This window comes from Burkholderia territorii (genome assembly GCF_902833055.1).
Lineage (GTDB): Bacteria > Pseudomonadota > Gammaproteobacteria > Burkholderiales > Burkholderiaceae > Burkholderia > Burkholderia territorii.
Genome location: NZ_CADFEJ010000005.1, coordinates 1 through 24907, shown reverse-complemented (window position 1 = coordinate 24907; position 24907 = coordinate 1). Strand labels below are relative to the sequence as shown.

The 24907-nt window shown below is 65.2% G+C and carries 25 protein-coding genes; 18 read left to right on the top strand and 7 right to left on the bottom strand.

Annotated features, from left to right (window positions below; genetic code table 11):
• Positions 1–36: 36 nt before the first annotated feature.
• The gene (locus HW466_RS12165; RefSeq protein ID WP_151003638.1) at positions 37–873 is read left to right on the top strand and encodes a class I SAM-dependent methyltransferase; all 837 of its coding nucleotides are present in this window, start codon (positions 37–39) and stop codon (positions 871–873) included.
• A 34-nt stretch (positions 874–907) separates the two neighbouring features.
• Here the strand turns inward: HW466_RS12165 and HW466_RS12160 are convergent, their stop codons facing one another.
• Both HW466_RS12160 and HW466_RS12155 read right to left on the bottom strand, forming a co-directional pair.
• Positions 908–1093: a ribbon-helix-helix protein, CopG family gene (locus HW466_RS12160; RefSeq protein WP_059452402.1), complete on the bottom strand. Its 186-nt coding sequence runs from the start codon at positions 1091–1093 to the stop codon at positions 908–910.
• A 77-nt stretch (positions 1094–1170) separates the two neighbouring features.
• The gene (locus HW466_RS12155; RefSeq protein ID WP_059505042.1) at positions 1171–1929 is read right to left on the bottom strand and encodes a YoaK family protein; all 759 of its coding nucleotides are present in this window, start codon (positions 1927–1929) and stop codon (positions 1171–1173) included.
• Positions 1930–2231: 302 nt separating this feature from the next.
• On the opposite strand from HW466_RS12155, the gene HW466_RS12150 reads away from it, so the two are divergent.
• Together HW466_RS12150 and HW466_RS12145 are read left to right on the top strand one after the other, a co-directional pair.
• Entirely contained in the window at positions 2232–2582 is a 351-nt protein-coding gene (locus tag HW466_RS12150; protein WP_059452404.1) for a hypothetical protein, read from the top strand.
• On the top strand, positions 2579–2791 hold the full coding sequence (locus HW466_RS12145) for a DUF2909 domain-containing protein (RefSeq protein ID WP_044843449.1): 213 nt from the start codon (positions 2579–2581) through the stop codon (positions 2789–2791). The genes HW466_RS12150 and HW466_RS12145 overlap by 4 nt, the downstream gene beginning before the upstream one ends.
• Before the next feature lie 251 nt (positions 2792–3042).
• Here the strand turns inward: HW466_RS12145 and HW466_RS12140 are convergent, their stop codons facing one another.
• Together HW466_RS12140 and HW466_RS12135 are read right to left on the bottom strand one after the other, a co-directional pair.
• Positions 3043–4347 (bottom strand): HipA domain-containing protein, encoded by a 1305-nt coding sequence (locus HW466_RS12140; protein ID WP_059848855.1) that lies wholly within the window; start codon positions 4345–4347, stop codon positions 3043–3045.
• Entirely contained in the window at positions 4337–4621 is a 285-nt protein-coding gene (locus HW466_RS12135) for a helix-turn-helix domain-containing protein (RefSeq protein WP_059452406.1), read from the bottom strand. The genes HW466_RS12140 and HW466_RS12135 overlap by 11 nt, the downstream gene beginning before the upstream one ends.
• Before the next feature lie 422 nt (positions 4622–5043).
• Here HW466_RS12135 and HW466_RS12130 point away from each other — a divergent pair, with 422 nt between their 5' ends.
• The 3 genes from HW466_RS12130 (at position 5044) to HW466_RS12120 (ending at position 6613) form a co-directional block, all read left to right on the top strand.
• Positions 5044–5754 carry an MgtC/SapB family protein gene (locus HW466_RS12130; protein WP_059452407.1) on the top strand — a complete coding sequence of 237 codons (711 nt, stop codon included), beginning with the start codon at positions 5044–5046 and terminating at the stop codon, positions 5752–5754.
• A gap of 100 nt (positions 5755–5854) precedes the next feature.
• Positions 5855–6280 (top strand): CBS domain-containing protein, encoded by a 426-nt coding sequence (locus HW466_RS12125; protein ID WP_059452408.1) that lies wholly within the window; start codon positions 5855–5857, stop codon positions 6278–6280.
• A gap of 30 nt (positions 6281–6310) precedes the next feature.
• Positions 6311–6613, top strand: a complete 303-nt coding sequence (locus tag HW466_RS12120) for a DUF2934 domain-containing protein (protein ID WP_151003640.1) — start codon at positions 6311–6313, stop codon at positions 6611–6613.
• A gap of 151 nt (positions 6614–6764) precedes the next feature.
• Here HW466_RS12120 and HW466_RS12115 read toward each other — a convergent pair whose 3' ends face one another.
• Together HW466_RS12115 and HW466_RS12110 are read right to left on the bottom strand one after the other, a co-directional pair.
• Positions 6765–6905 (bottom strand): hypothetical protein, encoded by a 141-nt coding sequence (locus HW466_RS12115; RefSeq protein ID WP_170296624.1) that lies wholly within the window; start codon positions 6903–6905, stop codon positions 6765–6767.
• 76 nt (positions 6906–6981) lie between these two features.
• The gene (locus tag HW466_RS12110; RefSeq protein WP_151003642.1) at positions 6982–9171 is read right to left on the bottom strand and encodes a hybrid sensor histidine kinase/response regulator; all 2190 of its coding nucleotides are present in this window, start codon (positions 9169–9171) and stop codon (positions 6982–6984) included.
• 575 nt (positions 9172–9746) lie between these two features.
• Here HW466_RS12110 and HW466_RS12105 point away from each other — a divergent pair.
• From HW466_RS12105 to HW466_RS12070, 8 genes are all read left to right on the top strand, one after another.
• Entirely contained in the window at positions 9747–11480 is a 1734-nt protein-coding gene (locus HW466_RS12105; RefSeq protein ID WP_151003644.1) for an ABC transporter permease, read from the top strand.
• A gap of 119 nt (positions 11481–11599) precedes the next feature.
• A complete protein-coding gene (locus tag HW466_RS12100; protein WP_174905798.1) occupies positions 11600–12859 on the top strand; it encodes an ABC transporter ATP-binding protein in 1260 nt (419 codons plus the stop codon).
• Between the two features lie 357 nt (positions 12860–13216).
• Positions 13217–15730, top strand: coding sequence for a type VI secretion system Vgr family protein (locus HW466_RS12095; RefSeq protein WP_151003648.1), 2514 nt, complete (start codon positions 13217–13219; stop codon positions 15728–15730).
• Between the two features lie 3 nt (positions 15731–15733).
• Positions 15734–17665, top strand: a complete 1932-nt coding sequence (locus HW466_RS12090; RefSeq protein WP_151003650.1) for a T6SS effector phospholipase Tle3 domain-containing protein — start codon at positions 15734–15736, stop codon at positions 17663–17665.
• Complete coding sequence (locus HW466_RS12085; protein ID WP_239006010.1) at positions 17665–18405, top strand: T6SS immunity protein Tli3 family protein; 741 nt, start codon at positions 17665–17667, stop codon at positions 18403–18405. The genes HW466_RS12090 and HW466_RS12085 overlap by 1 nt, the downstream gene beginning before the upstream one ends.
• A gap of 40 nt (positions 18406–18445) precedes the next feature.
• Positions 18446–18703, top strand: coding sequence for a PAAR domain-containing protein (locus HW466_RS12080; RefSeq protein WP_059768783.1), 258 nt, complete (start codon positions 18446–18448; stop codon positions 18701–18703).
• The gene (locus HW466_RS12075) at positions 18700–20112 is read left to right on the top strand and encodes a hypothetical protein (RefSeq protein WP_151003654.1); all 1413 of its coding nucleotides are present in this window, start codon (positions 18700–18702) and stop codon (positions 20110–20112) included. The genes HW466_RS12080 and HW466_RS12075 overlap by 4 nt, the downstream gene beginning before the upstream one ends.
• Positions 20109–20600: a hypothetical protein gene (locus HW466_RS12070; RefSeq protein WP_151003656.1), complete on the top strand. Its 492-nt coding sequence runs from the start codon at positions 20109–20111 to the stop codon at positions 20598–20600. The genes HW466_RS12075 and HW466_RS12070 overlap by 4 nt, the downstream gene beginning before the upstream one ends.
• A 98-nt stretch (positions 20601–20698) precedes the next feature.
• Here HW466_RS12070 and HW466_RS12065 read toward each other — a convergent pair whose 3' ends face one another.
• Positions 20699–22360 (bottom strand): bifunctional aminoglycoside phosphotransferase/ATP-binding protein, encoded by a 1662-nt coding sequence (locus tag HW466_RS12065; RefSeq protein WP_151003658.1) that lies wholly within the window; start codon positions 22358–22360, stop codon positions 20699–20701.
• Positions 22361–22675: 315 nt separating this feature from the next.
• Here HW466_RS12065 and HW466_RS12060 point away from each other — a divergent pair, with 315 nt between their 5' ends.
• From HW466_RS12060 to HW466_RS12045, 4 genes are all read left to right on the top strand, one after another.
• Positions 22676–23113: a hypothetical protein gene (locus HW466_RS12060; protein WP_151003659.1), complete on the top strand. Its 438-nt coding sequence runs from the start codon at positions 22676–22678 to the stop codon at positions 23111–23113.
• Between the two features lie 155 nt (positions 23114–23268).
• Positions 23269–23742 carry a universal stress protein gene (locus HW466_RS12055; protein ID WP_151003661.1) on the top strand — a complete coding sequence of 158 codons (474 nt, stop codon included), beginning with the start codon at positions 23269–23271 and terminating at the stop codon, positions 23740–23742.
• 41 nt (positions 23743–23783) lie between these two features.
• The gene (locus HW466_RS12050; RefSeq protein WP_060261660.1) at positions 23784–24059 is read left to right on the top strand and encodes a DUF1488 family protein; all 276 of its coding nucleotides are present in this window, start codon (positions 23784–23786) and stop codon (positions 24057–24059) included.
• Positions 24060–24236: 177 nt separating this feature from the next.
• Positions 24237–24671 carry an Hsp20/alpha crystallin family protein gene (locus tag HW466_RS12045; protein WP_060021646.1) on the top strand — a complete coding sequence of 145 codons (435 nt, stop codon included), beginning with the start codon at positions 24237–24239 and terminating at the stop codon, positions 24669–24671.
• The last annotated feature ends 236 nt before the right edge of the window (positions 24672–24907 follow it).

The following is a 24907-nucleotide window of genomic DNA, read 5'->3' as shown; positions in this document are numbered from 1 at the left end:
TACGAGCGACACTCCGATCAACCGGGCACGTCGAGCATGAGCGAGGATCGAATTTCGTATGACGCGTTCCTGCAATTCCTGGCGGCGCCGTTGAACGACGGCCGTCCGTTCGTGCTCGAGACGAAGCATGCGGTGTCGCTGCACTTCGACCACTTCGGCACGCAGAGCTTCATGTCGCTGAAGGATCCGGTCAGGCTCGAACTGGGCTACACGCGCGTGATGATGGGTTTCCTGCTGTTGCAGCCGGCGCCCGCGCGTATCTGCATGATCGGGCTCGGCGGCGGATCGCTGGCGAAGTATTGCTATCGGCACCTGCCCGACACGGCGATCGACGCGATCGAGATCAACCCGGACGTGATCGCGTTGCGCGACGTGTTCAGGATTCCGCAAGACGACGCGCGCTTCACCGTGGTCTGCGCCGACGGCGCCGACTACGTCGAAAGGCCGGACGTGCAGGCGGACGTGATTCTGCACGACGCGTTCGTCGCCGACGGCATGCCGGGCCGCTGCACGGGCACCGCGTTTCTCTACGCGTGCCGTGCGCGGCTGAGCGAAACGGGCGTGCTCGCGATCAATTTCATGGACGACGATCCGGCGTTGCCGCGGCATCTCGAGCAACTGCGCGCGGTGTTCGACGATTCATTCACGCTGGTGCCGTGCGGCGACGACAACAACTTCATCGCGTTCGCGTGGAAGAACGGCAATCCGCTGCCGTCGCTGCGCATCCTGCTCGAGCGCGCGCTCGGGTTCGGTTCGGCGGGTGCGCTCAAGCTGTCGTCCACCGCTCGGCGCATGAAGGCGGGGGAGTGCATCGATTCCGCGCGGCTCGTGTGGCGCGCGCGCGAACATCCCCGGTGGGAAATCTGCGCGTGACGGCCGCGCGGGGCGACCGCGATGACCTGATCCCTTACTTCACCCGCTTGCCGAGCGCGCTCTTGGTCTTGTAGGTGACGCCGTGTTTGTCGAGATACTCGCGGATCAACTGACGCACGACTTGCGACGGGGTGAGATCCTGCTCGGCGCAGAGCATTTCGAATGCTTCTTTCTTGGCGGGATCGATCAGGACAGTCAGGCGGGCGGTTTTCGTTTCCATCAGGTGGCAGGGCGGTTGATATGTTAATCAAATTATAATGCATTCGCCTTCGGCGCCGTACCGGCGCGTGCGCGGGCTCACCGCCGGCGTTCGAACCATGCGGAGAGATCGTCGATGACGGGCATGGCCGCGAGCATCACGAGCAGGGCGGCGAGCGGCACGGTGGACACGTAGCCGACATGCTTGAAGCCGATCGCGCCCGCGAGCCCGCCGACGAAGAACGACGCGAGCATCGTCGCGTGAATCCTCAGTTTCGAACGGTTGGCGATCACCGCATGCGCGTCCACGTCGATGGCCGACCGGTTCCAGTAGAACAGTTTGCCGAGCTCGATGCCGAGATCGGTCACGATGCCCGTTACGTGCGTCGTGCGGATTTCCGCGCCCGACAGTTTCGTGATCGTTGCGTTCTGCAATCCCATGATGAAGCACAGCAGCGTGACCGTCACCGGCACGAAGAACGTTTCCCACATTGCGAGGTGGCTGCCGAGCAGCCCGAACAGGAGCAGCAGCACGGCCTCGACGAGGAGCGGCAGCACGAACTGGCTCTGCAGGCCGCGGCGGCGCCCCCAATTGACGAGGATCGCCGAGCAACTGGCGCCGACCAGAAACGACGCCAGCGAACTGATGCCGGCCAGTGCGAGCGGGATGTCGCCGAGCGCTGTCTGGTCGGCGATCGCCGACACGATGCCGCTCATGTGCGACGTGTATTGCTTGACCGCGAGGAAGCCGCCTGCATTGGCCGCGCCGGCGACGAAGGCCAGCGAAAAACCGAGATGACGGTTCGCGGTCGCGCTGCGGTGTTTTCCCGTCAGGCTTCGAAAGTACTGCGCTGGCATAGGGGCTTCACAAGGGCTTCGCTCAATCGCCCGGATCGGGGGCGCGGACAGAGTGACGAGTTGCTCGAATTACATGGCAAATATGATAACGAGATTATCATACTCTGTTAGCCAGATTGGGCTTTAAGTACAATGTCGGCCGGAGTTGTCCGTCCGTGCCCGGGCGTGGCCGGGCCGCGCCGGCTCCGGCGCGACCGTCCGTCCGGCTGCTTCCGGTGCCGCACGGCCCGCACGCGTCGTCACCGCGTCGCTGCGTGGCTACCACGACGCCATTACTACACCGCCACTTCGCTATCCACCTCATGACCCCGATCAAGTTCGTTCTCCGCTACACGGCGATTCCCTTCGCAGCCATCGTGGCCGTCGTGATATGGGCTGTCGTGCCTTCGTCGAAAGAGATCGATGCGCGCCAATATGCTGCGTTGTCGCGCGGATACGCGAGCTTTCCGCTACCGTTTCGACATGAAATCTCGGAAGCGATGGAGCAGGGCCGGATCAGCGACCGGCGCTACCAGACGCTCGTGCGCGATTCGCTGGGCAATGGCGTGGCGCTGGACTGGCCGGCGTCGGGTGTCGCCGACGTCGCTGTCGAGCGGCAAAGACTGGCCGAACTGCTGAAGGTCGATTCCGGCCTGGAGGAACGTCAACAATGAAGATTGCACTGGTTTCAGCGGCTTTCGTCATGATTATCGGAAGCCTGGTTTTCGCGTTGTATTTCATGAACCATGACCGCGGTGGGAGCAAGCGCATGGCGTGGTCGCTCGCGGCGCGCGTCGGGCTGTCGATCACGCTGTTCCTGTCGCTGCTGATCGCGTACCGGCTCGGGTGGATCGAACCGACGGGGCTCCCGATCGGGCGATGATGCACGTGCGTTGCCGTCCACGTCCGACGTGGTTCGGTACGCTCGAGTTTTGCTCGGCAACAGAGGTATTGTGATAAGAATACTTATCCCGATGGCGTCAATGCGAATGCATTTCGCGGCTGAAACTGCTGTCCCGCATGGTCGGTCGGAAGGGGCGGCGCTGCGGTATCGAGACGCATGGCACACGCGCATCGACGCCCCGCACGAGCTCGGCATACGATTCAGCGCGTGCGCCCGCCGAGCATTCCGGCTCAATCGTGCGTTCGCCGAAGCGCGCGCCCCATTTCCGCGATCGGCATCGCCGCGATCGAATTCAGCAACCGCATCTCGCCGGCGTCCGGACGGGCGATTGCCCGCACGTCGTCGAGCGTCTGCGCGACGTGGCGATCGAGCGGTTCGAGAAAACGCTGCAACTCGCTGGCCGCGGCCTTGTCCCTGAGCCCGATGGCTTGCCCGAACGCGATCAGTGCATCCACGTCGATATCGGCGAACCGCGTCGCGGTGCCGAGCGGCATCGTCAGTTCGCAGTGCGGCCAATGATCGCCGCGATGGTCGGGCCGGTGCGTGGGCGTGTGATACACGACCGTGCTGACGATGTCGTAGAACGGCGCGAGCCGGTAACCGCGCGCGTCGACGAAGAACGACAGGTTCTTCAGGTGCGCGTCGGCATTGCCGACCACCACGTTGAACACGGTCCAGCGGAACACCGACAGGCGGGCCAGCGCGCGGGTGCTCGTGCGGTCGATCGCGCGGGCAAGCTCCTGCGCATTCGCGCGCTGGTACTTGAAGCCGCGGTCGTAGTTGAGCAGCTGCATCGCATCGATCGTGTGCAGGCGCCCGGCCGGCGCCGATGCGACGTCGCGGTCGAACCGGTCGATCACGTAGCACGCCGACGGCGCGCGCAGGAAGTGCACGTCGGGCACATCAAGGCCCATCTTCTTCGCGAGCTTCATGCAGAAGAATTCGTTGATCGCCGAGTGCGGGTAGCCGGCCGCGCGCATGTCCGGCTTCAGCAGGTGCATCGACGGCTCGCTGCCGACCGGCTCGTACAGCGTGTAGTCGGGCGCTTCGCCACGCAGCACCACCAGCAGCTTCTGTTGCGCGCCGGCCGCCGACATGCGCTTGGGTGCGGTGGCCGTCAGCGCGCGCTCGGGCATTGCCTGGATTCGGCGGTCGAGCTCGTCGAACGGCAGCGGCTGCAGGCCGCCGGGCGCCTCCTGTTCGCCGTCGGCCAGCAGCGTCAGCGCGCCGGCCGATTCGCGCCCGAAGTACGCGAGCAGGCCCCAGGCGTCCGCGGCATCGACCTTCGCCTCGCGCGCGAGCGACGTGCGCATCCCTTCCTCCGGCAGCAGATTGTCGAAGAACCACTGGACCGGGCGATCGGTCGACGTGTCCGTAAAGGTGCCGGCGCGCAGCGGGAAGGCCGGCGACAGCGGATAGGCGGTCGGGGACGCGAGCCATTGCGGGTCGTACGCGAACGACCAGATGCCTTTGTCGTCGGTCAGCGTGCCCATGCGCTCGCCGTTGGCGGAGGCAATCAACGTTCTAGCCGCCATGGCTGCTCCTGCGGCGTTGCGCGGCCTTCAGCGCGATGGCTTCCGAAATCTCGACCGACGATTCCGCGTACAGGCGCACGCCCAGTTCGCCGAGCAGCAACATGACCTTGCCGATCTGAGCGGTCGGCTTCCCGGCTTCCACCTGGCTGATGAATTTCGGCGACAGCCCGGTCGCATGCGCGAGTTCGTCGCGCGTGAACCCCTGCTGGAGCCGCGCCGCGCGGATAAGGTGGGCGAGCGCGCCGATCGTGTCGACGGACTGCGGCTCCGACATGATGTCCTCCGTGCTTCGTATCTGATCGGGAACAGTATTGCATAACTCGTCGACCAGAGCATCATTCCGTTTCCGAGCAGGAACGAAAACACTGAAACAGCGGCACAGCGGCAATTTCGTACCTGATCGGAAACGAAAGACGGTCGAGGCATATGTTGAAGGCAGCTCCGTATTCGATCGAATACGGAACTCGGTTCGGCATTGTGCCGCCCGCACTCAGGGACGGCCACCCCGACCGGAGAAGTACACCGAGTCACTGGCTGCCCGCCCGTGGCGCTCCGGGCACAAGACGGGCGTCGACGGTCCGGGCAGCGCGCGTTCGTCGTTCCGCAACCAGCCGGGCTCGAACCTTGCGTCCGGCTAGCGCCGTCCGCGGCCGCACCGCGACGCATCACGCATGACGGATCTGCATGGAGGCGCATATGGAGCCGATGCCGGTCGTACTTCAATGGAACGACGTTCTCGTCAGAATCGCGCTTGCGCTGCTGGCCGGCGCGCTGATCGGCTTCAATCGCAGCGAATCCGGCAAGACGGCCGGGTTGCGCACGACGATCCTCGTATGCCTTGCCGCGTGCATGTCGATGCTGCAGGTCAATGCGTTGCTGCTGCAGGCCGGCAAGCCGGAAGGCGCGTTCTCGGTGCTCGACCTGATGCGGCTGCCGCTCGGCATCCTGACCGGAATGGGCTTCATCGGCGGCGGCGCGATCCTGCATCGCGACGGCCTCGTGTCCGGCGTGACCACGGCCGCGACGCTTTGGTTCGTGACGGTCATCGGCCTGTGTATCGGGGGCGGGCAACTGTCGCTCGGCGCGCTCGGTGCCGTGCTTGCTCTTTTCGTCGTGTGGCCGCTGCGGATGGTGGAGCGGCGCATGCGCAGCGTCAGGAGCGCGCTGGTCACGATCGGATACGAACGCGGCTCGACGGCCCGCGGCCTTCTGACGGCCCGCCTGCGCGAAGCCGGCTTCACGTGCCGCGCGCGCGGTTTCCGCGAAACGGCCGCGCATGCCGTGCGGGAGGAAGAGCTGTTCGTGCAGTGGCGCGAGCCGGCCAACACCGACGTGATGTTGCCGCAACTGATCCGGATCCTGGAATCGGCCGGGCTCGCATCGGTGCGCTGTTCACCCGAGAACTGAGCCGTGCATCAAGGGAAGGCCCGCGCGGCATGCACGAATGGCCGGAACGGCCGATGCTCGTGCAGCAAGCCGCAATGAGCGGTTCGAACAGGAGTGAACCATGACCTTGGTATCCGAAGTAATGACACGCGACGCCGCGACGGTCGGCCCGACGCAGAGCCTGCGCGACGCGGCGAAGCTGATGCGGGACCTGAACGTCGGCGCGCTGCCCGTGTGCGATGGCACGCGATTGATCGGGATGTTGACGGACCGCGACATCGTCGTGCGCGCGGTATCGCAAGGCGTGCGGCCGGACGAACGGATCGAGGGCGTCGTCAGCGGGCCGGCCGACTGGTGTTACGAGGATGACGATATTTCAGCGGTACAGAAGAAAATGGAAGATTTGCAGATTCGCCGTGTTCCGGTGGTCGATCGTGAAAAGCGACTCGTCGGCATCGTGGCGCTCGGCGATCTGGCGACGTCGGCCGACGGTGGGATGTCGTCCACGCTCGGAGCCGTGTCGTCGCCGTCACATCCGGAGCGCTGAGCGCACGAGCCGATACCCGAGGAGAGCGACATGAATCAGGAAAGGGAAGCGCAGGTGCGCGAGCGCGCCTATCGGTTGTGGGAAGCGGACGGTGCACCGGAGGGCAAGGCCGACGACTACTGGTTGCGGGCCGAGCAACTGATCGACGCGGAGGAGGGCTCGGCCGCGAGCACGGACGGGCGCGATGACGCCGATGCGGACGACGGCGCCCTGTCCGCCACGACGCGGCCGCTGGAGCAATCGGCGAAGCGCCGTATTCCCGGCGAGCCGCTTCAGGACACCGGTGCCGTGCCGCCCGGCGAGGTTGCGCACGAAAGGCGGCGCAAACGGTGAGTTGCGCCGAGGCCGCGACGTGTCGCGCGATGCGGTCCGTCGCACGACGCGTAGCGCCTGTTCACGCATCACGATGCACTGGCCTGCCACAGCCGGCGCCGGCGCGGCGGCGACGAGCTTCCTGCCATCGGCCCACGTGCACGATCGCGCGCTAGCCGTCCTCGCCCACTTCGGTCGGGTCCGGCAAGTCGGGCAGGTCGTCATCGCGTTCAGGCGGCGGAATGTCGGGCTGGTCGGGCATGTCGGCCGGGGCTTCGTCCGGTACCGGGTTTGTCGTGTTGGTCGGGCTCATGATCGTTTTCCTCTGCGTCGGAACGGGCGCCAGCGTGCGGCCGGCATACCGCTTCCGAGCATCGCGCGTGCCGCGGTCAGCGCCCGGGTTGCGTGCCCGTGCCGTCGTGCGCATCGCCGCTCGGCGTCGACTGGCTCATCGCGAGATGGAGCGCGGCGGGGTCGACCGGTTTCACGAAATGCTGCAGAAACCCGGTCGCGAGACAGCGTTCGCGATCCGCGTTGCGGCCATAGCCGGTCAGCGCGAGAAAGATGCACGGCGTGACTTCGTTGATCGCCTTCAGCCGCCTCAGCAGCTCGTAACCGTCCATCACCGGCAGCCCGATGTCGAGGATCGCGACCTCCGGACGGTAAGCGCGGTACGCGGCCAGCGCGGTCACGGGGTCGTGCACGACGGCCACTTCGTGACCGGCCTCGCGCAGCCATTGCGCGAGCGTCGATGCGGCATCCTCGTTGTCGTCGACCAGCATCACGCGCCGGCCGGTGCGGCCCGGCGCCATGTCGCGGATGCCGAGCGGCGGCTGCGGCGCGGCCAGCGCCATCGTTTTCGGCCGGTACTCGGGCAGCGAGATCGTAAACGTGCTGCCGCAGCCCGGCCCGGCGCTATCCGCGCGAACCGTGCCGCCGTGCAGGGTCACGAGGCTGCGCACGAGCGCGAGGCCGATACCGAGGCCGCCGTGTGCCTGTTTCGCCTCGCCGTCGAGCCGGTAGAACGGCTCGAAGATGCTGTCGAGGCGGTCATGCGGAATGCCGGCGCCGTTGTCGCATACCTCGACGAGCACGGTGCCGTCCGCACCGCGGCTGACGCGCACCGTGATGTTGCCGCCGGGCGGCGTGTATTTCGCCGCGTTGGTCAGCAGGTTGGCGACGACCTGCGAGAGCCGCACCGGGTCGCCGTTGCAGCGCGCGTCCGGGGCGGTGTCGACATGCAGTCGGTGACGGCGTTGCTCGAGCAGCGGGCTCGCGACCTCGACCGCGCGGTCGACGATGTCGGCGAGTTGCACGGCTTCCTTCTTCAGCGTGATCTTGCCGCGCGTGATGCGCGACACGTCGAGCAGATCGTCGATCAGCCGGACCATGTGATCGAGTTGCCGCTGGATGATCGCGATTTCATTCGGCGTCGCGTGGCCGTCGCGGTTGCGGATCAGCTCCAGCGCCAGCGAGATCGGCGTCAGCGGATTGCGCAGCTCGTGGCCGAGCACCGCGAGAAACTGATCCTTCGCCTGGTTCGCATCGCGCAATTCGCCGAGCAGCCGGTCGCGCTCGACATTCGCGGCGACCAGTTTCTCGCGCGCGGCGACGTGCTCGGTCACCTCGACCGCGCTGACGATCACGCCGAGCCCGTCCGCGAGCGGCTGCGGATTGAAGTGCAGCCGGTACACGCGGGCGCCGTCGGGCTCGGGGCGATCGTGGTGCTCGCCGATCGTCGTCGAGCGGCCCAGCGTGCGGGCGGTTTCGAGCGCGCGCACGATCGCCGGCGTATCGCCGCCGGGGAGCACCGCCGTCAGCAACTGGCCGACGATGTCGGTCCGGCCGCACAGCGCCGCGAAGCGATGATTCGCGAGCACGATCCGGTGTGCCGGCCCCGACAGCAGCGCGATCGGCAGCGGCGCGTGCATCAGCACGCCATTGCGCTGCTGTTCGGCATCTTCGCGACGGCGGATCTCGTCGCTCAGCGCGCGCGAGCGCTGTTGCGACAGCGCCAGCGTCAGGTGCAGCGCGTTTTCGTCGTTGCGCAGCGAAGCGGCGGGCAGGATGCGGCGATGCAGCGCGCATACATGGCGGAACGTCTCGGACTGCTCGGCGCTGGGAAACACGTCGCACGGATACGCGCAGTAAAGCGAGAAGCGGTGCTGCTCGATCAACTCGTTCCAGAGCGCTTCGAGCCGCAGCGCACCGGCGTAGCGCTCCTGCGCGCACAGCAGCGCGACCATCTCGCCGAACGCATGCACGGGCCGGCCGGCGCGGATCGCCGCTTCGACGATCGTGCCGATCGAGCGGCGAAAGCGCGCGGGGTCGGGGAGGTCGCCGTCCATGAAGGTGTCGAGCAGCGTTTGCGCGTTCGACATGAAGATGCGCTCGCGGGCCGCGTCGCCGATCGACGCGCCGAGCGTGCGCAGGCGTGCGTGCACCGCCGTGAGGCAATCGGGCCGCGCGATCACGATCGCGCTGCCGCCGTCGCGCAGCGCATCGGCCGTGAACAGTGCGACTTCCGACACGAGTTGCGCATCGGACTCGTAAAACTGGACGAAGTGATCGGCCCGCATCGGGGCCGATTCCAGCAGGGGAAACGCAGTTTTCATAGATCACGACCAGGCAATGGCGTTGGCGGGCCGGCGATTCCGTGCCGCAGCCATATTCGGGCCGACGCGAGCAAGCCGCGTGCCGCGCGCCCGGGGCAGGCGACGCGGCCCTGCGGGACAGGCCCGGCATGCGCCGGCGGTGCCGGATGACGCCACATTTGTAAATTCTGCCGTGGATTGCAGGGTGGATGCGCAACCCGGTTGGCGTGGCCGACGGCGGCTCGGTGGCGCGTTCGGACCGGGGCGCTACCACCGGGTAGACCGGACGGACGAGCTCGAGCGGACCGCCTCGACGCGCTCGTCGAGGCGCCCGCGAACGCGTACCCGGCAGGATGAGCGGCGCAGGTGCGCTGGTCGGCGCGGTGCGGCACGGCGCGTCCGGAACGGGGGTCGTCGGAATGCGCGTGAACGATGGTCGTGGCGTGGCACGACGCGCTGCAAGCGTGGCGCCACGCAATGCAGGACCATTGACGCATATCAAGCCCGCCGGCGGCCCCGCCCGGGAAGATGAACCGCCATCATCGGCGGGGAGGGGCGTCGTGGAGCACCATGCGGAGGTATTGCGGGGCGGCCGCTGGACGCTGCCCGTGCCGGGCTGGCGGGATCTCGCCGCGCTGCTGATCGTGGTCGGTTTCCTGTTGCTGGCCGGCATCTGGGCGCACCAGATGGCCGGCCCGCTCGCGGTGGCGCATCCCCCGGCCATTTCGCTGTCGCCCGCGGCGCTGCCCGGCTATACGCTGCGCACCGTCGCGCGCATGTTCGCGGCACTGTTCGCGTCGATTGTGTTCACGTTCGTCTACGCGACCGCTGCGGCGCGCAGCCGTCGTGCCGAGCGCGTGTTGATCCCGCTGCTCGACGTGCTGCAGTCGGTGCCGATTCTCGGCTACCTGTCGTTTACGGTGCTGTTCTTCCTGTCGCTGTTTCCCGGGCGGATCCTGGGCGCCGAGTGCGCGGCGATCTTCGCGATCTTCACCAGCCAGGCATGGAACATGACGTTCAGCTTCTATCAGGCGCTGCGAACGGTGCCCCTCGATCTCGACGAGGCCAGCCGCAGCTTCCGGCTGTCGGCATGGCAGCGCTTCTGGCGCCTCGACGTGCCGTTCGCGATGCCGGGACTCGTCTGGAACGCGATGATGTCGATGTCGGGCGGCTGGTTTTTCGTGGTCGCGTCCGAGGCGATCGCGGTCGGCAACCTGCACGTCGACCTGCCGGGCGTCGGCGCCTACGTCGCGCATGCGATCTCGAGTCGCGACCTCGCTGCCGTCGGCTGGGCGATCGTCGCGATGAGCATCGCGATCGTCCTGTACGACCAGTTGCTGTTCAGGCCGCTGGTCGCATGGTCGGAACGGTTCCGCTACGGCGATGCCGCGTCAACCGTCGCGTCGCGCAGCTGGATGCTCGATCTGTTCCACCGATCGCGATGGATGGCCCGGGCGAGCGGGCCGGTCCGCGCGGCGCTGCATCGAGCGGCGCGCGCTCGGCTGCATGGATTCGTCTGGGCGTGGCACGACCGGATCGCGCTGCCGCGGCACGCGGGCGACGTTCTCTGGTTCGCGCTGTGCAGCGCGGGATGCGCGTATGCGGCATACGAGCTGTTCCGGCTCGGTCACGCGACGCTCACCTGGACGGACCTGCGCGTTGTCGCAAGCGAAGGCGCGCTGACGTTCGTCCGCGTGACCGTGCTGGTCGTCCTCGCGTCCATGATCTGGGTGCCGATCGGCATCGCGATCGGGCTCCGGCCGGGCGTGGCCGCCCGCATCCAGCCGGTCACGCAGTTCCTCGCCGCGTTTCCCGCCAACCTGCTGTTTCCGGTCGCGGTGTTCGCGATCGTGCGCCTGCGGCTCGACCCCGACATCTGGCTGTGTCCGCTGATGATATTGGGCGCGCAATGGTATGTCCTGTTCAACGTGATCGCCGGTGCGAGCGCATTCCCCGCCGACCTGCGTGAAGCCGCCGCATGCTTCCGCGTGCGGCCGACGACCTGGTGGCGATGCGTCATGCTGCCGGGCGTGCTGCCGTACTTCGTGACTGGCGCGATTACCGCGTCGGGCGGCGCATGGAATGCGAGCATCGTCACCGAGTCCGTGAGCTGGGGCAGCACACGCCTGGATGCCGGCGGGCTCGGCGCCTATATCGCGCGGATGACCGACGCCGGCGACTATCCACGCATCGCGCTCGGCGTCGCCGTGATGTCGCTGCTCGTGATCGCGACCAATCGGCTCGTGTGGCGCCCGATGTACGCGTTCGCGGAACGCCGCACACGGCTCGATTGAGCCGGCAACCCATCATTGGCCTACGGGAGAACCGCGTGACCCATCTCGGCGAATCCACGGAAGGGCGTGTCGCGAGCGCGGCTGCGCCGCCTTCGGACGAGGCACCCGTCGTGCTCGAGATGCGCGCCGTATGCAAATCGTTCACGAAGCCGTCCGGCGAACCGCTGCACGTGCTCGCCGATATCGATCTCGCGCTGCATGAAGGCGAGATTCTGGGCCTGCTGGGCCGCTCGGGTTCGGGCAAATCCACGTTGCTGAGGATTGCCGGCGGGCTCGTGAAGCCGTCGTCCGGCGCGGTGACGTATCGCGGCGCACCGCTCACAGAGCCGACCGACGGCATCGCGGTGGTATTCCAGACCTTCGCGCTGTACCCGTGGCTGACCGTCATCGAAAACGTCGAGCTGGGCCTCGACGCGCTCGGCCTGGCGCCGGAGGACGCACGCGCACGCGCGGCCGCCGCGATCGAGGTGATCGGGCTCGACGGGTTCGAATCGGCGTTTCCGCGCGAGCTGTCGGGCGGGATGCGTCAGCGGGTCGGGTTCGCGCGCGCGCTCGTGAGCGAACCCGTGCTGATGCTGATGGACGAACCGTTCTCGGCGCTCGACGTGCTGACCGCCGAAACGCTGCGCACCGATTTTCTCGATCTGTGGGACGCGCGCCAGCTGTCGATCCGCTCGGTGCTGATGGTGACGCACAACATCGAGGAGGCCGTGCTCATGTGCGATCGCATCCTGGTGCTCGGCGCCGGTCCGGCGCATATCGAGGCAGCGCTGAGCGTGCCGCTGCCGCGTCCGCGCAGCCGGCATGATCCGGCCGTTCAGGCGATCGTCGGCAGGATCTATGCGACGCTGACCGCGCGCATCACCGACGCGACGGCAGGCCGCGAAGCGGCGGGCAGTGCGCTGGCCATGAAACTGCCCGACGTGTCGAGCCACCATCTCGCCGGATTCGTCGACGCGCTCGCGGCCGCGCCGTACGACGGTCATGCGGAGCTCGGCACGATTGCATCGGCGCTCGCGCTCCGGGCCGACGCGCTGTATCCGACGGCGGCCGCGCTTCATCTGCTCGCGTTCGCCGAATGGCACGACCGGGCCATCCGGCTGAGTGCCGCGGGCCACGTGTTTGCCCAAAGCGACGACGATGCGAGGCGGCGTCTGTTTCGCGAGCATCTCGTGCGGTTCGTGCCGCTCGCCGCGCATATCGACGAGGTGCTGGGCGAACGTGCAGGACATCGCGCGCCGCGCGAGCGTTTCGAGCTCGAACTCGAGGACCATCTCGATCCGCGCAGCGCGGACCAGGCGCTGCGAGTCGTGACCGACTGGGGCCGCTATGCGGGACTGTTCGACTACGACGACCATACCCGCACGTTTGGCCGCTGAGCGTTGGGCGCCAGATCGGAGCTCGTGATTCGTTCGTATTCGTGGAACGGACCTCCGGACGAAGCAAATGAGTTCAATACGAATTGGAGTTGGCGACGTCGCAATACCTCGGGCGAGCGATTCCAATGCGTGGCGGCCTTAAAAAAATCAATGCCAAAACGCCGCCCTCGCAGACAAAATCCTTCTCTCTCTTGGCTAATTTGAGCAGGCCATCCTGAATCGCTCATTCGGAATCCTTTGTAAACCATTTATCAAAATATCAATGCTCGCTAAATTCAGAACGGTCTGATTCCGATTCGGCCCGCATTCGATTAGGGTTGCGCGGGGTATTCCGAAAACGTCTCATGGAGATCGTCCTTGACTGCGAGCACGGCCTTTTCCGACACGCCTGCGCGCGCGGGCGTCAACATCCATCAGTTCTATAGCCTGGAGCTCATGGGAGCGCCCGCTGCGGCACTCGCGGACATCTACGCATTCGAGGGCACGCGCGGCATCGGCGAGCCGACCAGGTACACGATCGAGTTCACCCATCCGCGGCACGACCTGTCGCGCAGCGAATTCCTGAACCGGATCGGCGCCTTCGTGGTCCAGCCCCCGCCACGTGACCGCTGGAGCGAACCTGAAGGCGCGCGGCGTGTGCAAGGGGTGGTGACAGGTTTCGCGCTGAAGGCCACCAACCGCGATCAGTCGCTCTACGAGATCGTGCTGGAATCGCGGCTTGCGCTGTTGCGCAACGCGCGGAAATGCCGATTTTTCCTTGATATGACCATTCCCGAGATCATCGAGCAGATCTTGCGGGAGCATGAGTTCAATCAGGTCTTCGCAGGTTTTGAATTCAAACTGCACCGAACCTATCGCAAGCGCGGCTTCGTGATGCAATGGGGCGAGGATGACCTGGCATTCATCACGCGGCTGTGCCGCCGCTCGGGTATCTGGTTTGTTTGTGAGGAAGGCGAGCGCTGTGAGCTGGTGCGTTTCGGCGACGACTACGCACACTACCGTCGCGATCCTGACCGCCTGACGGTCGCATACCGGCCGCACAGTGGACTGGAAGCGCACGGGGTCGAGTCGGTCAGTTCGCTCGAAATGCGCGCGAAGACCCTGCCCGCGACCTACACGGTGCGCACGTTCAACACCGAGACGGCGATATCCGAGCCGATCCAGACGGCCAGCCAGATCCACCAGGATCGCACCACGTATGGCGACGCATATACGTGGGGCACGCCGAACCTGAGCGAGGAAGAGGCGAAGGAAGAGGCGCAACTGCGCCGGGAGGCGGCGCTGGCCGAACAGGTCGAGTATCACGGCGAATGCGACATGCTGGATCTCACGCCTGCGTCGGTGCTGAAGCTGTCGAACCGGGCATTACCCGAGGCGAAGTACGGGCTCGTCGTGGTGCGGGCGAAATGCAGCGCGACGCGCAAGCAGGCCTATCACGTCAAGTTCGAGGCGATCCCGTCCGATCGGCAGTACCGGATGCCGCTGAAGGAAGGAACGTGGCCGAGGATCGACGGAGTCATCACGGGGACGATCGCGTCATCGGGCGGCTGGAAAGATCCCTACCTGGGCAATCAGGGCGGTTACGTCGTCGACATCCATATGGATCGCGACAAACGTGTACCGGGCCTGCAAAGCTGCCCGATGCGCCTGGCGAAACCGTTCGCGGGACCAGACCAGACGGGCTTTCACTTCGGGCTCGTCGAAGGCACCGTCGTCGGTGTGAGCTTCCTGTGGGGCTGTGTGGACTTGCCGTTCATCAGCCACGTGCTTCATACCGCCCAACACACGGATCCGATCGTGGCGGGGGCGCCCTGGGGCACGCGCAATACGCTTCGCACGCGCTCGAACAACACCCTGGAGATGGACGACCGGGACGGCAAGGAGCACATCAAACTTGCCACCGAACACGGCAAGACGCAGCTGAACCTGGGCTTTACGGTGGACCGGGACCAGCAACCCCGTGGCGAAGGGTTCGAGCTGCGAACGGACGATCGAGGGCACGTGCGCGCCGGTGGCGGCCTGCTGGTGTCGTCCGACAAGCAGGACAAGGCTATCGGGAAGACGACCGACATGCGGCCGGCAGCGAACCAGTTTGCGCTGACGCAGGCGCAGGCTCAGGGTCTGGCCGATGCCGCCGCGGTGGCGCAGGCGGAGACCGCAGACCTGAAGGCGGAAAACGCATGGCTGAAGGACGAACTCGCGGGCCTGAAGAAGGCCGTGATCGCGCTGTCCGCGCCGAACGGCATTGGGCTCGCAACGCCGGAACGGGTGATGATGTCGGCGGGCAAGGATGTCAGCGTCGGCACGTCCGCACGCTTCAACGTGAATGCGTTGCGCAACGTCGCGATCGCGGCCGGCGACGTGCTGTCGCTGTTCGCGCACAAGCTGGGCATCAAGATCTTCTCGGCGCGTGGCAAGGTCCAGATCCAGGCACAGTCGGATGCGATGGAACTGGTGGCGCAGAAGGACATGCGGATCACGAGTGCCGACGGCACCACGACAGTCAACGCCGCCAACGGGGTGGTGCTGGGCGGCGGCGGTACGGCCTATATCAAGGTGCAGGGCGATAACGTCGAGATTGGCGGGGCTGGCTGCCTGATCCTGAAGATTATCGAAATCCAGAAGGAAGGACCGGGTGCGCTGTCGTTGCCGCTGCCGAAGTTCAACCAGGTCGATATCGCGCATGACGAGCGGTTCATTCTCAGCGATGACATCACCGGCAGACCGGTCGCGAACCGCCCATACAAGATACAGCTCGCCAATGGCCAGGTTGTCGAGGGCATTACCAGCGACAAAGGCGAGACCTCGTTGAGCCGGCAGGACGTCGCTCAGGGCCTCAAGCTGCTGCTCCAGAACAATAAGGAAGCCTGACGCATGACCGACCAGCCCAATCAGCCAAACGATACATCCGACGACGACGATGCACCAAAGCCTTATCAGCACCCGTTTGCAACGCGCATCGTGCCGATGAAGCGCGATCATCTGGGGCGGCCATACTGGGAGTCATATCACACGCCGACCAGCTTCCAGGTGCGCGCCGAGTGTCGCATTCCGCCGCATATGCCGGGGGTCATCATATTCGTGCATGGCGTCAATTCCGAGGGTGAGTGGTATGACGCAGCGGAACAGGCGCTGTGTAAGGGGCTTAACGAACGGCTGAAACGGAGCGATCTGAAGGCGAACACCTATAGCACGACGGATGGGGAGCGTGTCGTACCTAGATACATTAAGAGAGGAGATGAAGGCAACTCCCCCGTAATCCGCTTCTACTGGGGTTACCGCGCGGCTGACGGCACCGAGCGCAACTGGCGTATCCCGTTGCGCAACCTGCGCGGCACGGATCTCGCGGCGTGGGGCACTCCCGACTGCACGAATGAGAAAGGGCCCTGGTTTTGGGGCGGCGGCCCCTTCCAGAACGGCACCAACAACCTGCAGCAGCTATGGAGCGAAGCGGGCTTCAAACGTCATGTGCTCGGATTCGACATGCAGACGTTGAACACGGAAGCCGATCGCCAGTTGCAGGACGCGCCACCGCGCTCTTATTACGCGCATGCGGCCCAGCGCCTGGCCGACCTGATCGACCGCATCCGCAAAGAATGTCCGCGCGATACGGTGACGGTGATGTCGCACAGCCAGGGCACCATGATTGCGATGGCGGCGACCGCACTGTGCAAGACGCGCGCGCCTGATGCCCGGTTCGTGATGAATTCGCCGTACGCTCTTAATGACAAGCTCACGGACGCACTGGCCTGTGGTACGGAGCGCCCGACTCCAGAAGCACGCGTCAATACCTTCCGGAATATCGCAAACCGGATCAAGGAGGACAAGCGCGTCTTCACCGACGCGCAATTGCAGCAGTTGCAGTGTGGCGCGTCTGAGGACATGAACTTCTGGCGGCCAGACAACCAGCGCAAATCGGGCGTGCACGAGCGCGACAATCACGGCCGGCTGTACGTGTACTTCACGCCGCACGACCGCGTCATGGGCGCGGTGCCGCTGCAAAGCATCGGTTGGCAGGGTGTGGACGACAAACTGCTCGCCGAGCTGGGCGATACCGTCAAGCAGCGCATGCTGGCGCGCGGCACGCCAGTGGGCGATGCGCCGGGCGTAAAAAAGTTCGGTACGTTGCCGCCGATTCCCGAGGACAAGCTGGTAGCCGGTGCAAAGCCGACGGATTTCTGGAATGGAAACCGCAATGTTTTTACGCCCCTCATGAAACTTTGGGCGATGCCCCATCCCGACCAAACCGTGACGATCAACGCGGAGGAGGTGCCGCAGCCGGTCACGGCGGAAGAAATGGCCATCTTTGAGGACTCTCGCGCCGATGCACCTTCTATGGGCAAGTGGATCACTGATCCGAATGATCCCAACACAGGGAATTACGCTGATCCCGACTACCGATATACACGCTCGATCTATCAGCCTGAGCGCACCGTGACGACCGAGGACATTTACAGCTCCAGGCGCACGACTCGGCCAGAGACGCAGGACGAAATGCTGGCGCGACTCGATACCTACCTCGCCGAACCGCCCAATCACAGCACGCTGCCCAAGCATCAGGCATTCATGCGTCGTGTGGCCGCCTACGACCTGCCGGTCGGCTTCTGCGATGCGTATGAGAAGCCGGCATTCTGGAACCGCTTGATGAAGCTGGCCGACTGGACGCTGGGCTATGACGACTACTTCGAGCTTGGCGCTCCCCAAAGCATCGTCAAACCATCGCATATCGATTGGAACACGGTGGCCGACGAACAAAGCAAGGCCGAAGCCGAGCAGCTTAGGCAGCAACAATGGAGAGGAGCTTGATGAGACACGTCATTGCCATAATCGCGCTGGTGGCTCTCGTGCAGGGGTGCACGGCGCAGCCTCCGCAGCGTTCAGCCTTCAGACTTAGCGATTTTTGGAGTTCGACGCTCAAGGAGTTGCCGTATGACTCCCCGCCCCAAATCATCTACCGGATCGATGACCGCCGCTTTGTGACGCTGGAACATTATCGGGACTGTTATCACGGGGACTCGTACTACAACGACACCCGTGCTGGCATTCGAAAGTACTTGGGCCGAGGCATGTTCGAAAACTTCCAGGGGCGCATCGTTAATGCCGACCCATCTGGAACGAACATTGTTTTCCCGCTGGCCTATCCTCCGAGAGCCTTTTGTGGTAACGGCGAAAAGGGTTGCGCCGTGCCTTTTTGGTACTCAACAGACGGCGGGAAAACCTTCGCTACGAAGGTATATATGAATCACAGCTTTAACGCCTTCGAAGATTCAAAAAGATACGCGGTGATAGTCACAAGCGACAAGATGTTTCTCGCCCAGGTCGATTATGGCGACGAGAACGGCGATCCTTATGTGAAGGAGTATCCGATGGTTCCTGATATCGATCTAAGCCAACCATATCCTCCAGGAATACATGGTTCTACATTTATGGCATCGAAGCAACCAGGCATTTTTTCAAAGCTGCAAACACCGTCCGGCCAGGACCGCATCGTCTGCGACGCATCGATCAAACCCACCAATCCGGACGCACCGCTCGTCCCCCGGTGAGGCGCGACCCGTCCACCACACATCAAAGAAGAACATCATCATGAAAACACCCGTATGCCTGGGCGATACAACGACGCATGGCGGCGTCGTCAAGACCGCGTCGTCTACATTCGATCTCGACGGGCGCAAGGTTGCCCTGCTGCACGACGTCGTCTCGTGCCCGGAGCACGGCGATAACCCGATCGTCGAATGCGGCGAGGGCTACAGCGAGAGCGGTCGAAAATGGGTCGTGCATATGTGCCGCACGCAATGCGGCAGCCAGGTGATCGCGCGCAGCACAGGGATGAAAATCGCATGAGCCGAACGTGGACGATTTCGAACGTTGAGGAGTATCAGTACGGCAAGCCGCCGCCGATCTGGTGGTCGGTGCTCGCCATCGTCGTCATTCAGATCGGCGGCATTCTCATTGCGGTGCTCACTTGGCCGCAGGGCAAGCCGGTGATGTCCGAGCTTTTCTTCGCCCGCGCGCTACTGTTGCCGATGCTGGTGTCGGGAGCCGTGTGCGGGGTGATCTATTCGGGCTACGAGGATTGGATCGAGCGGGTGGACTGGTGGAATTTCATGTGCCGCAGCGAGCGGGCTGCGTGGCGGCGATGGGCTCAGGCCCACGTGGTAATCGTCAACAGCGTCACGTTGACTCCGGAGCCGGAACTGGCCGAACGTCTGTTGGAACTGGAAGGCAATGTGCCGATGCACCCTGGCAAGATTCTGGCCTTGCCAGAGAGCGGCGACGGTTCGGTGGGCGGGTCGCGGCTCGGACGGATTCTTGAGCAACTGGTGACGCCATTCGCGGCCAGCCTCTCGCGTCATGCACCGCGCCGTGCCGTCGATGTGATCCTGCAGTCGACCGACAAGGGGGATTTGACCGAGCTGCGGGCGGTCTGGAGGAAGCTGGATCTTCCCGACCTCGTCCAGTTCGAATGGGTGCCGTTCGGTGCGCAGCAGACGAATATCGAGGCGTGGTTCCAGGACAATCGGCAAGCCGATTTCCGGCTCCTGCTGTCCTGTCAGCTGCATTCGGAGGGCGAGGAACCGGCTTGGTCGGAGGCTGCCGTGGCGATGCTCGTCACATCGCCGCGCGTGGTCGAGAGCTTCAAGGGAAAGTTGCGGCCGCAAGCGCGGCTGTTTCGCCCGATTTCGATGCCGTCCGATTCCGTGCTCGACGCACTGGAAACGCTGCTGGCTGCCGAACAGACGCCGCGCACGCGTATCCGGCATGTGTGGCTGAGCGATCTGCCGCCCCAAGGCCGGCATGCAGCGCTCGGCGCCGTCAAGGAGACGGGGCTGGAACTGCCGGCGCACGATGTGGATCGCGCGATCGGCAAGCCGGGGCCGGTGAATGCGCTGTTGCTCCAGGCGCTCGCGGCGCAAATGGTAGCGCACGGCCAGGGCGCGCAGTTGGTCGCTACGCCCGACGCACACAAGGTGCGGCTGAATCTGGTCGGCACACAGCTTGCACCCGTGCCTCGCGTCGAGGCGGGCTATATGCGTTTGCTGAGCCTGTCTGTCACCGTCGGCGGATCCTGCTGCCTTCTCATGATCATGATTGCGCTGAACGCCTTGAGCGCTTCCACCGGATGGTTCTGGGCGTGTCTGGCTGGCTTTGCGCTGCTGTTTCTGATCCAGATTGGCGGTTCGGTGCTGAGGCGTCGCCTGCTGGAGGATGACTTCTACCGGCAATTGTGGCGCATGGGAGCCCGGACATGAGGGAGCGTGACGCATGGCACGATATCGAGCGCGCGACACGCAAAGCACGGCGATGGAGTCGGCACCGGCCGTATATCGTCCTGTACCTGTGCTGGACCGGCGCGGTGCTGTGCGCGATATGGGAGACGGCGGTCTGCCGGCTCGCGGTACAGGCGCCGGGGAGCACCTGGCCGCTGCTGATCGAGGCCGCGCTGTGGGCCGCGACGATGTGCTGGATCGTTCCGGATGCGTTACGGCACTGGCGCCGGCACGCGGCGATGCGTCTGTACTTCGAGGACATTGCCGATGGCGTGTGTCCCGACCGAGGGATGCAGATCACGCATCGCAACGGCATGAGGTGGTACAGGCAGCAGGGCTCGCCGCTGTGGATCAGTGCGAGGCGCGCTCGCCCGAAAGTTTGCGTCGCCGATGCGCTGGCGCGTCTGCAAGGTGGCGACCCGCCACCGCGGCCGCCGAGCGCGGCTCAAAGAGAATCGATCAAGCGCTGAGTACGGCCCGAGCGGTCGTAGTATTGCCGGGAGTCCGGTGTTGTATCGCATGCCCCTTCTGAAGGCGTGCGGAGCCGATACATCAGGCGACCGCGCGGTTACGGTGGATCATGACGTCTGACGCTTCCGTGTTTTTGTTCACGATGCAGCGACGTTCGCAGCATGGCCAACAACGGCGACCAGAACGCACGGCTTTCGTACGCCACGGCATCGCAATCGGTGTCGAAACGAATCGTGATTGCCGCTTCGGCGTCGGTCAGCGGGTCGGCATGCTCGATCTGCCGGGCCAGCACGGCGGTGTCGGCATCGGACGCGTCGCGTCCGTGTGCCGCCCGGGCTGAGACACGCGCGGCGAGCGTCGCACGGCTCGCGGTGAAATCGAGCATCGCGACGCGCACGCCGAGCCGTGCGGCAAGGGCGATGAACGCCGCGCGGTTGTGCCGGCGCAGGAACGTCGCATCGACGATCGCCGTGTAGCCGCTGTCGAGAACCACGCGGGCCGCCGAAAGCAGTCTTTCGTAAATTGCGTCGATCGCCGTGTCCGAATAGGCACCGGCCGACAGGCGCGTATTGTCCGATGTACCCGCCAGACGCTTGCGCTCGACGTCACTGGACAACCGGATGGCGCCGAGTTGCACGGCCAGTGCACGGCTGGCCAGCGATTTGCCTGAACCGGAAACCCCGTGACACAGCAGCAACGCCGGCTGCGCGTCGCGTCGTGCATCAGCCATCGCCGACGCGATGCGCAGATAACGCGCGCGCGCCGCTTCGTCGCCGCGCAATCGGGCGGTCAGCGCGCGTATCAGCGCACGGTAGACGAAGTAGCACGGCAGCACACCCAGGGCCGCATGGTCACCCGTGCGTGCCAGCCAGCCGGAAAGCAGGCGGTGCGCGCAATCCTCGCGTCCGTGGGCGGAGAAATCCATCAGCGCGAACGCGAGATCGCTCGCCACGTCGATCCAGCGCAGCGCGTCGTCGAATTCGATGCAGTCGAACATCAGGATCCGGTTCCGCCAGCGCACGATGTTTCCGAGGTGCAGATCGCCATGACATGCGCGCACGAAACCGCGCGCATGCCGATCGGCGAGCAGCGGGGCGATGCGGGTCAGCTCGGCCTCATACCACGCGTGCAGCGCGGCTTCGTCGGGCACCGTAACGTCGAGCCTGTCGAGCAACGGCCGGCACTGGGCCGCGACGCTCGCCGCGTTACCGGGGTGGCCGCGCGGTGCCCGACGCGGCGCGTGAAGATGATGACGGGCCAGCGTATCGGCGAGGGCATCCGCATCCGACAGACCATCATCGCGCGATGCGCTGCGAACCGACAGCATCGCCTGCGCGTCGAACCGGCGCATGCGCACCATGTATTCGCCCGGCACCGCCTGCCGCCCGCGCCGGCGCCGGTGCCCGCCGGTCGGCACCGGTGCAGCGAACGCGCATCGCCGGCCGTGCGAGACAAGCGGCCAGACACCGAGGTACAGCTCGCCGGCGTATCGCCGATTGAGCGCGCACTCCGCGAGCGCGCAGCGGCGCCGCTGTGCGGGCCGCGTGAGATCGACGAAGGCGAAGTGCACGGGCTTGATGCGCTTGTACGCGTAGCGTCCGGCCAGGTAAACGACGGACAGGTGGGTTTCGATCCGCTCGATCCGGCCCGCGGGGTGCGGATACGTAGCGGGCCGGCGCATTGCGCGATCGAATTGCGTCGACTTTCGTCGTGCATTTCCGCGCCTCAGCGCGAACGGGACATGGGGCACTCGGGACATGATGAACGGACGGGTCATGCGGGGCGCGCGAACGTATTGCCGCACCCGGCGGGTTGGATTCGAAACGAGCACGCGCGTTCTCGCCTGCCCGATGCCGCACGATCCAGTTGGCAGGCCAAGCATGACCGATTCGACGAACCCTATTGCAACCGACCCCGGCACGTTCCGGCTTGATGCCGGTCAAGCACGGCGCGCGCGAGAAGGCGCTTGACGCAGGTCAACCGCTTTCGCCGAGGCAGCAATACAGTCGATCCCAATGACAGCCCTGAAGCGCGCGACCTTGCGCGCAATGAACGGCCTGGCGAGGCATTGACGATGAAACAACGGGCATTGGCGATGGGTGTGCTGCTCGCGCTGGGCGCATGTGCGGCGGCGGAGCGAACCGAGACGTTCAGGACGATGGAAACGCGGCTGCTTGCGATGCGGCAGGCCGCATCGCTGCAGTGTTCGACACCGTCCGAATGCGATCGCGCGTGGAGCCGCACGCGACGCTACGTCGAGAACCATTCGTCGACCCGCATCACGCGATTCAGCGCGGACCGGATCGAAACGGCGCCAGCGTTTCTGGCCGGAGAAGTCTATATCTGGGCGTCACGCTCGGAATCGGGCGACGGCTCGGTGATCCGGCTCAAGGCGATGTGCAAGGGCATGTACAACAGCAACGGCGGCCCGGGATGGCAATACGATGCGTGTGCGCGAAAGATCCTGGAAATAGAGCAAGGCTTCCGGTCGGACGAGAATCCGCCGGGCTAGCGGCGGATGCCGGTCAACCGCCGCCGGATTTTTCCGGCGGCGGTTTTGCAGCGGCTCCAGTCCGTTGACCTCGGTCAACGCCCGCTTGCGCCGAGCGCCGATGATGGAAGCGAATCCGGACGCCACCGGCGCGTCGATTCATCAGCGAGGCTCGCATGTACACGAATATCATGGTTGCCACGGACGGCAGTCCTTCCGCGAATCGGGCGCTCGACGAAGGTCTCGGGATGGCCAGGTTATGCGGCGCCCGGCTGTTTGCCGTGTTCGTCGTCGACAAGTCCACGCTGTTCGCCTACGGCGCGCGCATGGAGCCCGAAGCGTTGCTCGACGAGATTCGTCGCCATGGCGCCGCGCTCTTGCGAGACGCCGACCGGGCGATATCGCGCGCCGCAGTCAACGGCGAGACGGAGATCATCGAGACCGATTTCGGGCAGGACGTCGCGGAGCGCCTGCAGCGCTACGTCGTCGATCGTTCGATCGATCTGGCCGTGGTCGGCACGCACGGTCGACGCGGTGTCCGCCGGCTGGTGCTCGGCAGCGTCGCCGAACGCTTCCTTCGCGCATCGAGCTGCCCGGTGCTGCTCGTGCGCGGCGAGGATACCTCGCCAGCCACGGTCGCCGTGGCCTAGCGCCGCTGCGGCCCGGCACGCCACCCGCCCAGGTGATCATCATGCAGATATCGTTTCCCGCCGAACATCCGACGTATTGCGACCTCGATTGCGCGCTGAGCTTTCCGGCGCTCGTCGAAGGGCGCCGCGTGCGCTGCGCGATCACTTCGGCCGCGCTGGAAGATCACTTCAGCGCGGCGTCGCCTCGCGAGCCGGATCTCGTCGACGCCTTTGCGCGCCATCGTCCCGCCATCGAACGTGCGGCGCGCCGCTTGCTGGAGGAAATCGGCGGGCGGCCGATCCTGCTCCGCAGCGGCCATTTCCGTTTCTGTACGTAATCGACCGCTGCCCTTGACGCGCATCAAGCGGACGACGGCGCGTGAAGGTACGCTGGATTCCGAACGATCACTCGTCCCATGCGCGACACGGGGTGTCGTGCCATCCGATCTTCATCGCGGCCGATGCTGCCGGGACGAAGGCGCCGGTCGCATGTCACCGCATGAGGAGTACGAACCATGAGCAACATGACCCGCCACGATCCGTTTTCGATGGAACCCGTTTCCGACCTGTTCCAGGGCCTGTTCAGGCCGCTGCGCGGCATGGCGCTTGCCGACGAACCCGATCTTGCGTCGATGAAGATCGACGTTACCGAAAACGACAAGGCATATACGGTCAACGCGGAACTGCCCGGCGTCGCAAAGGACGACATCGACGTCCAGGTGACGGGCAATACCGTATCGATCCACGCGAAGGTCGAGCGCAACAACGAGCAGAAGGATGGCGAGCGCGTGATCCGGCGCGAGCGCTACAGCGGTGCGATCGGCCGCTCGTTCTCGCTGTCGGGCGAGATCGACGATGCGAACGCGACGGCAACGTATCAGGATGGCGTGCTGTCGCTGACGCTGCCGAAGAAGGCGCCGGTCGGTCAGAAGAAACTCACGATCAGCTGATCGGGCAGCCTCGGCGCGCACCGCGCGGCATCCGTTGACCTGCATCAGCGTGCGGGGGCCGCACGTATGCAAATCTGGCTACGTGCGGCTCACAGGCACGCCGCGGCTCACAGGAGAAATGATATGAACGCCTCCCACCCGTGAATGGTGGTGGGAGCTAGGCAGGTGGACCCTCACGGGCCGACGGCATCAAAGTGCCCAAGGTGGAAGATCATCAAGATTCTTCACAGGCAACC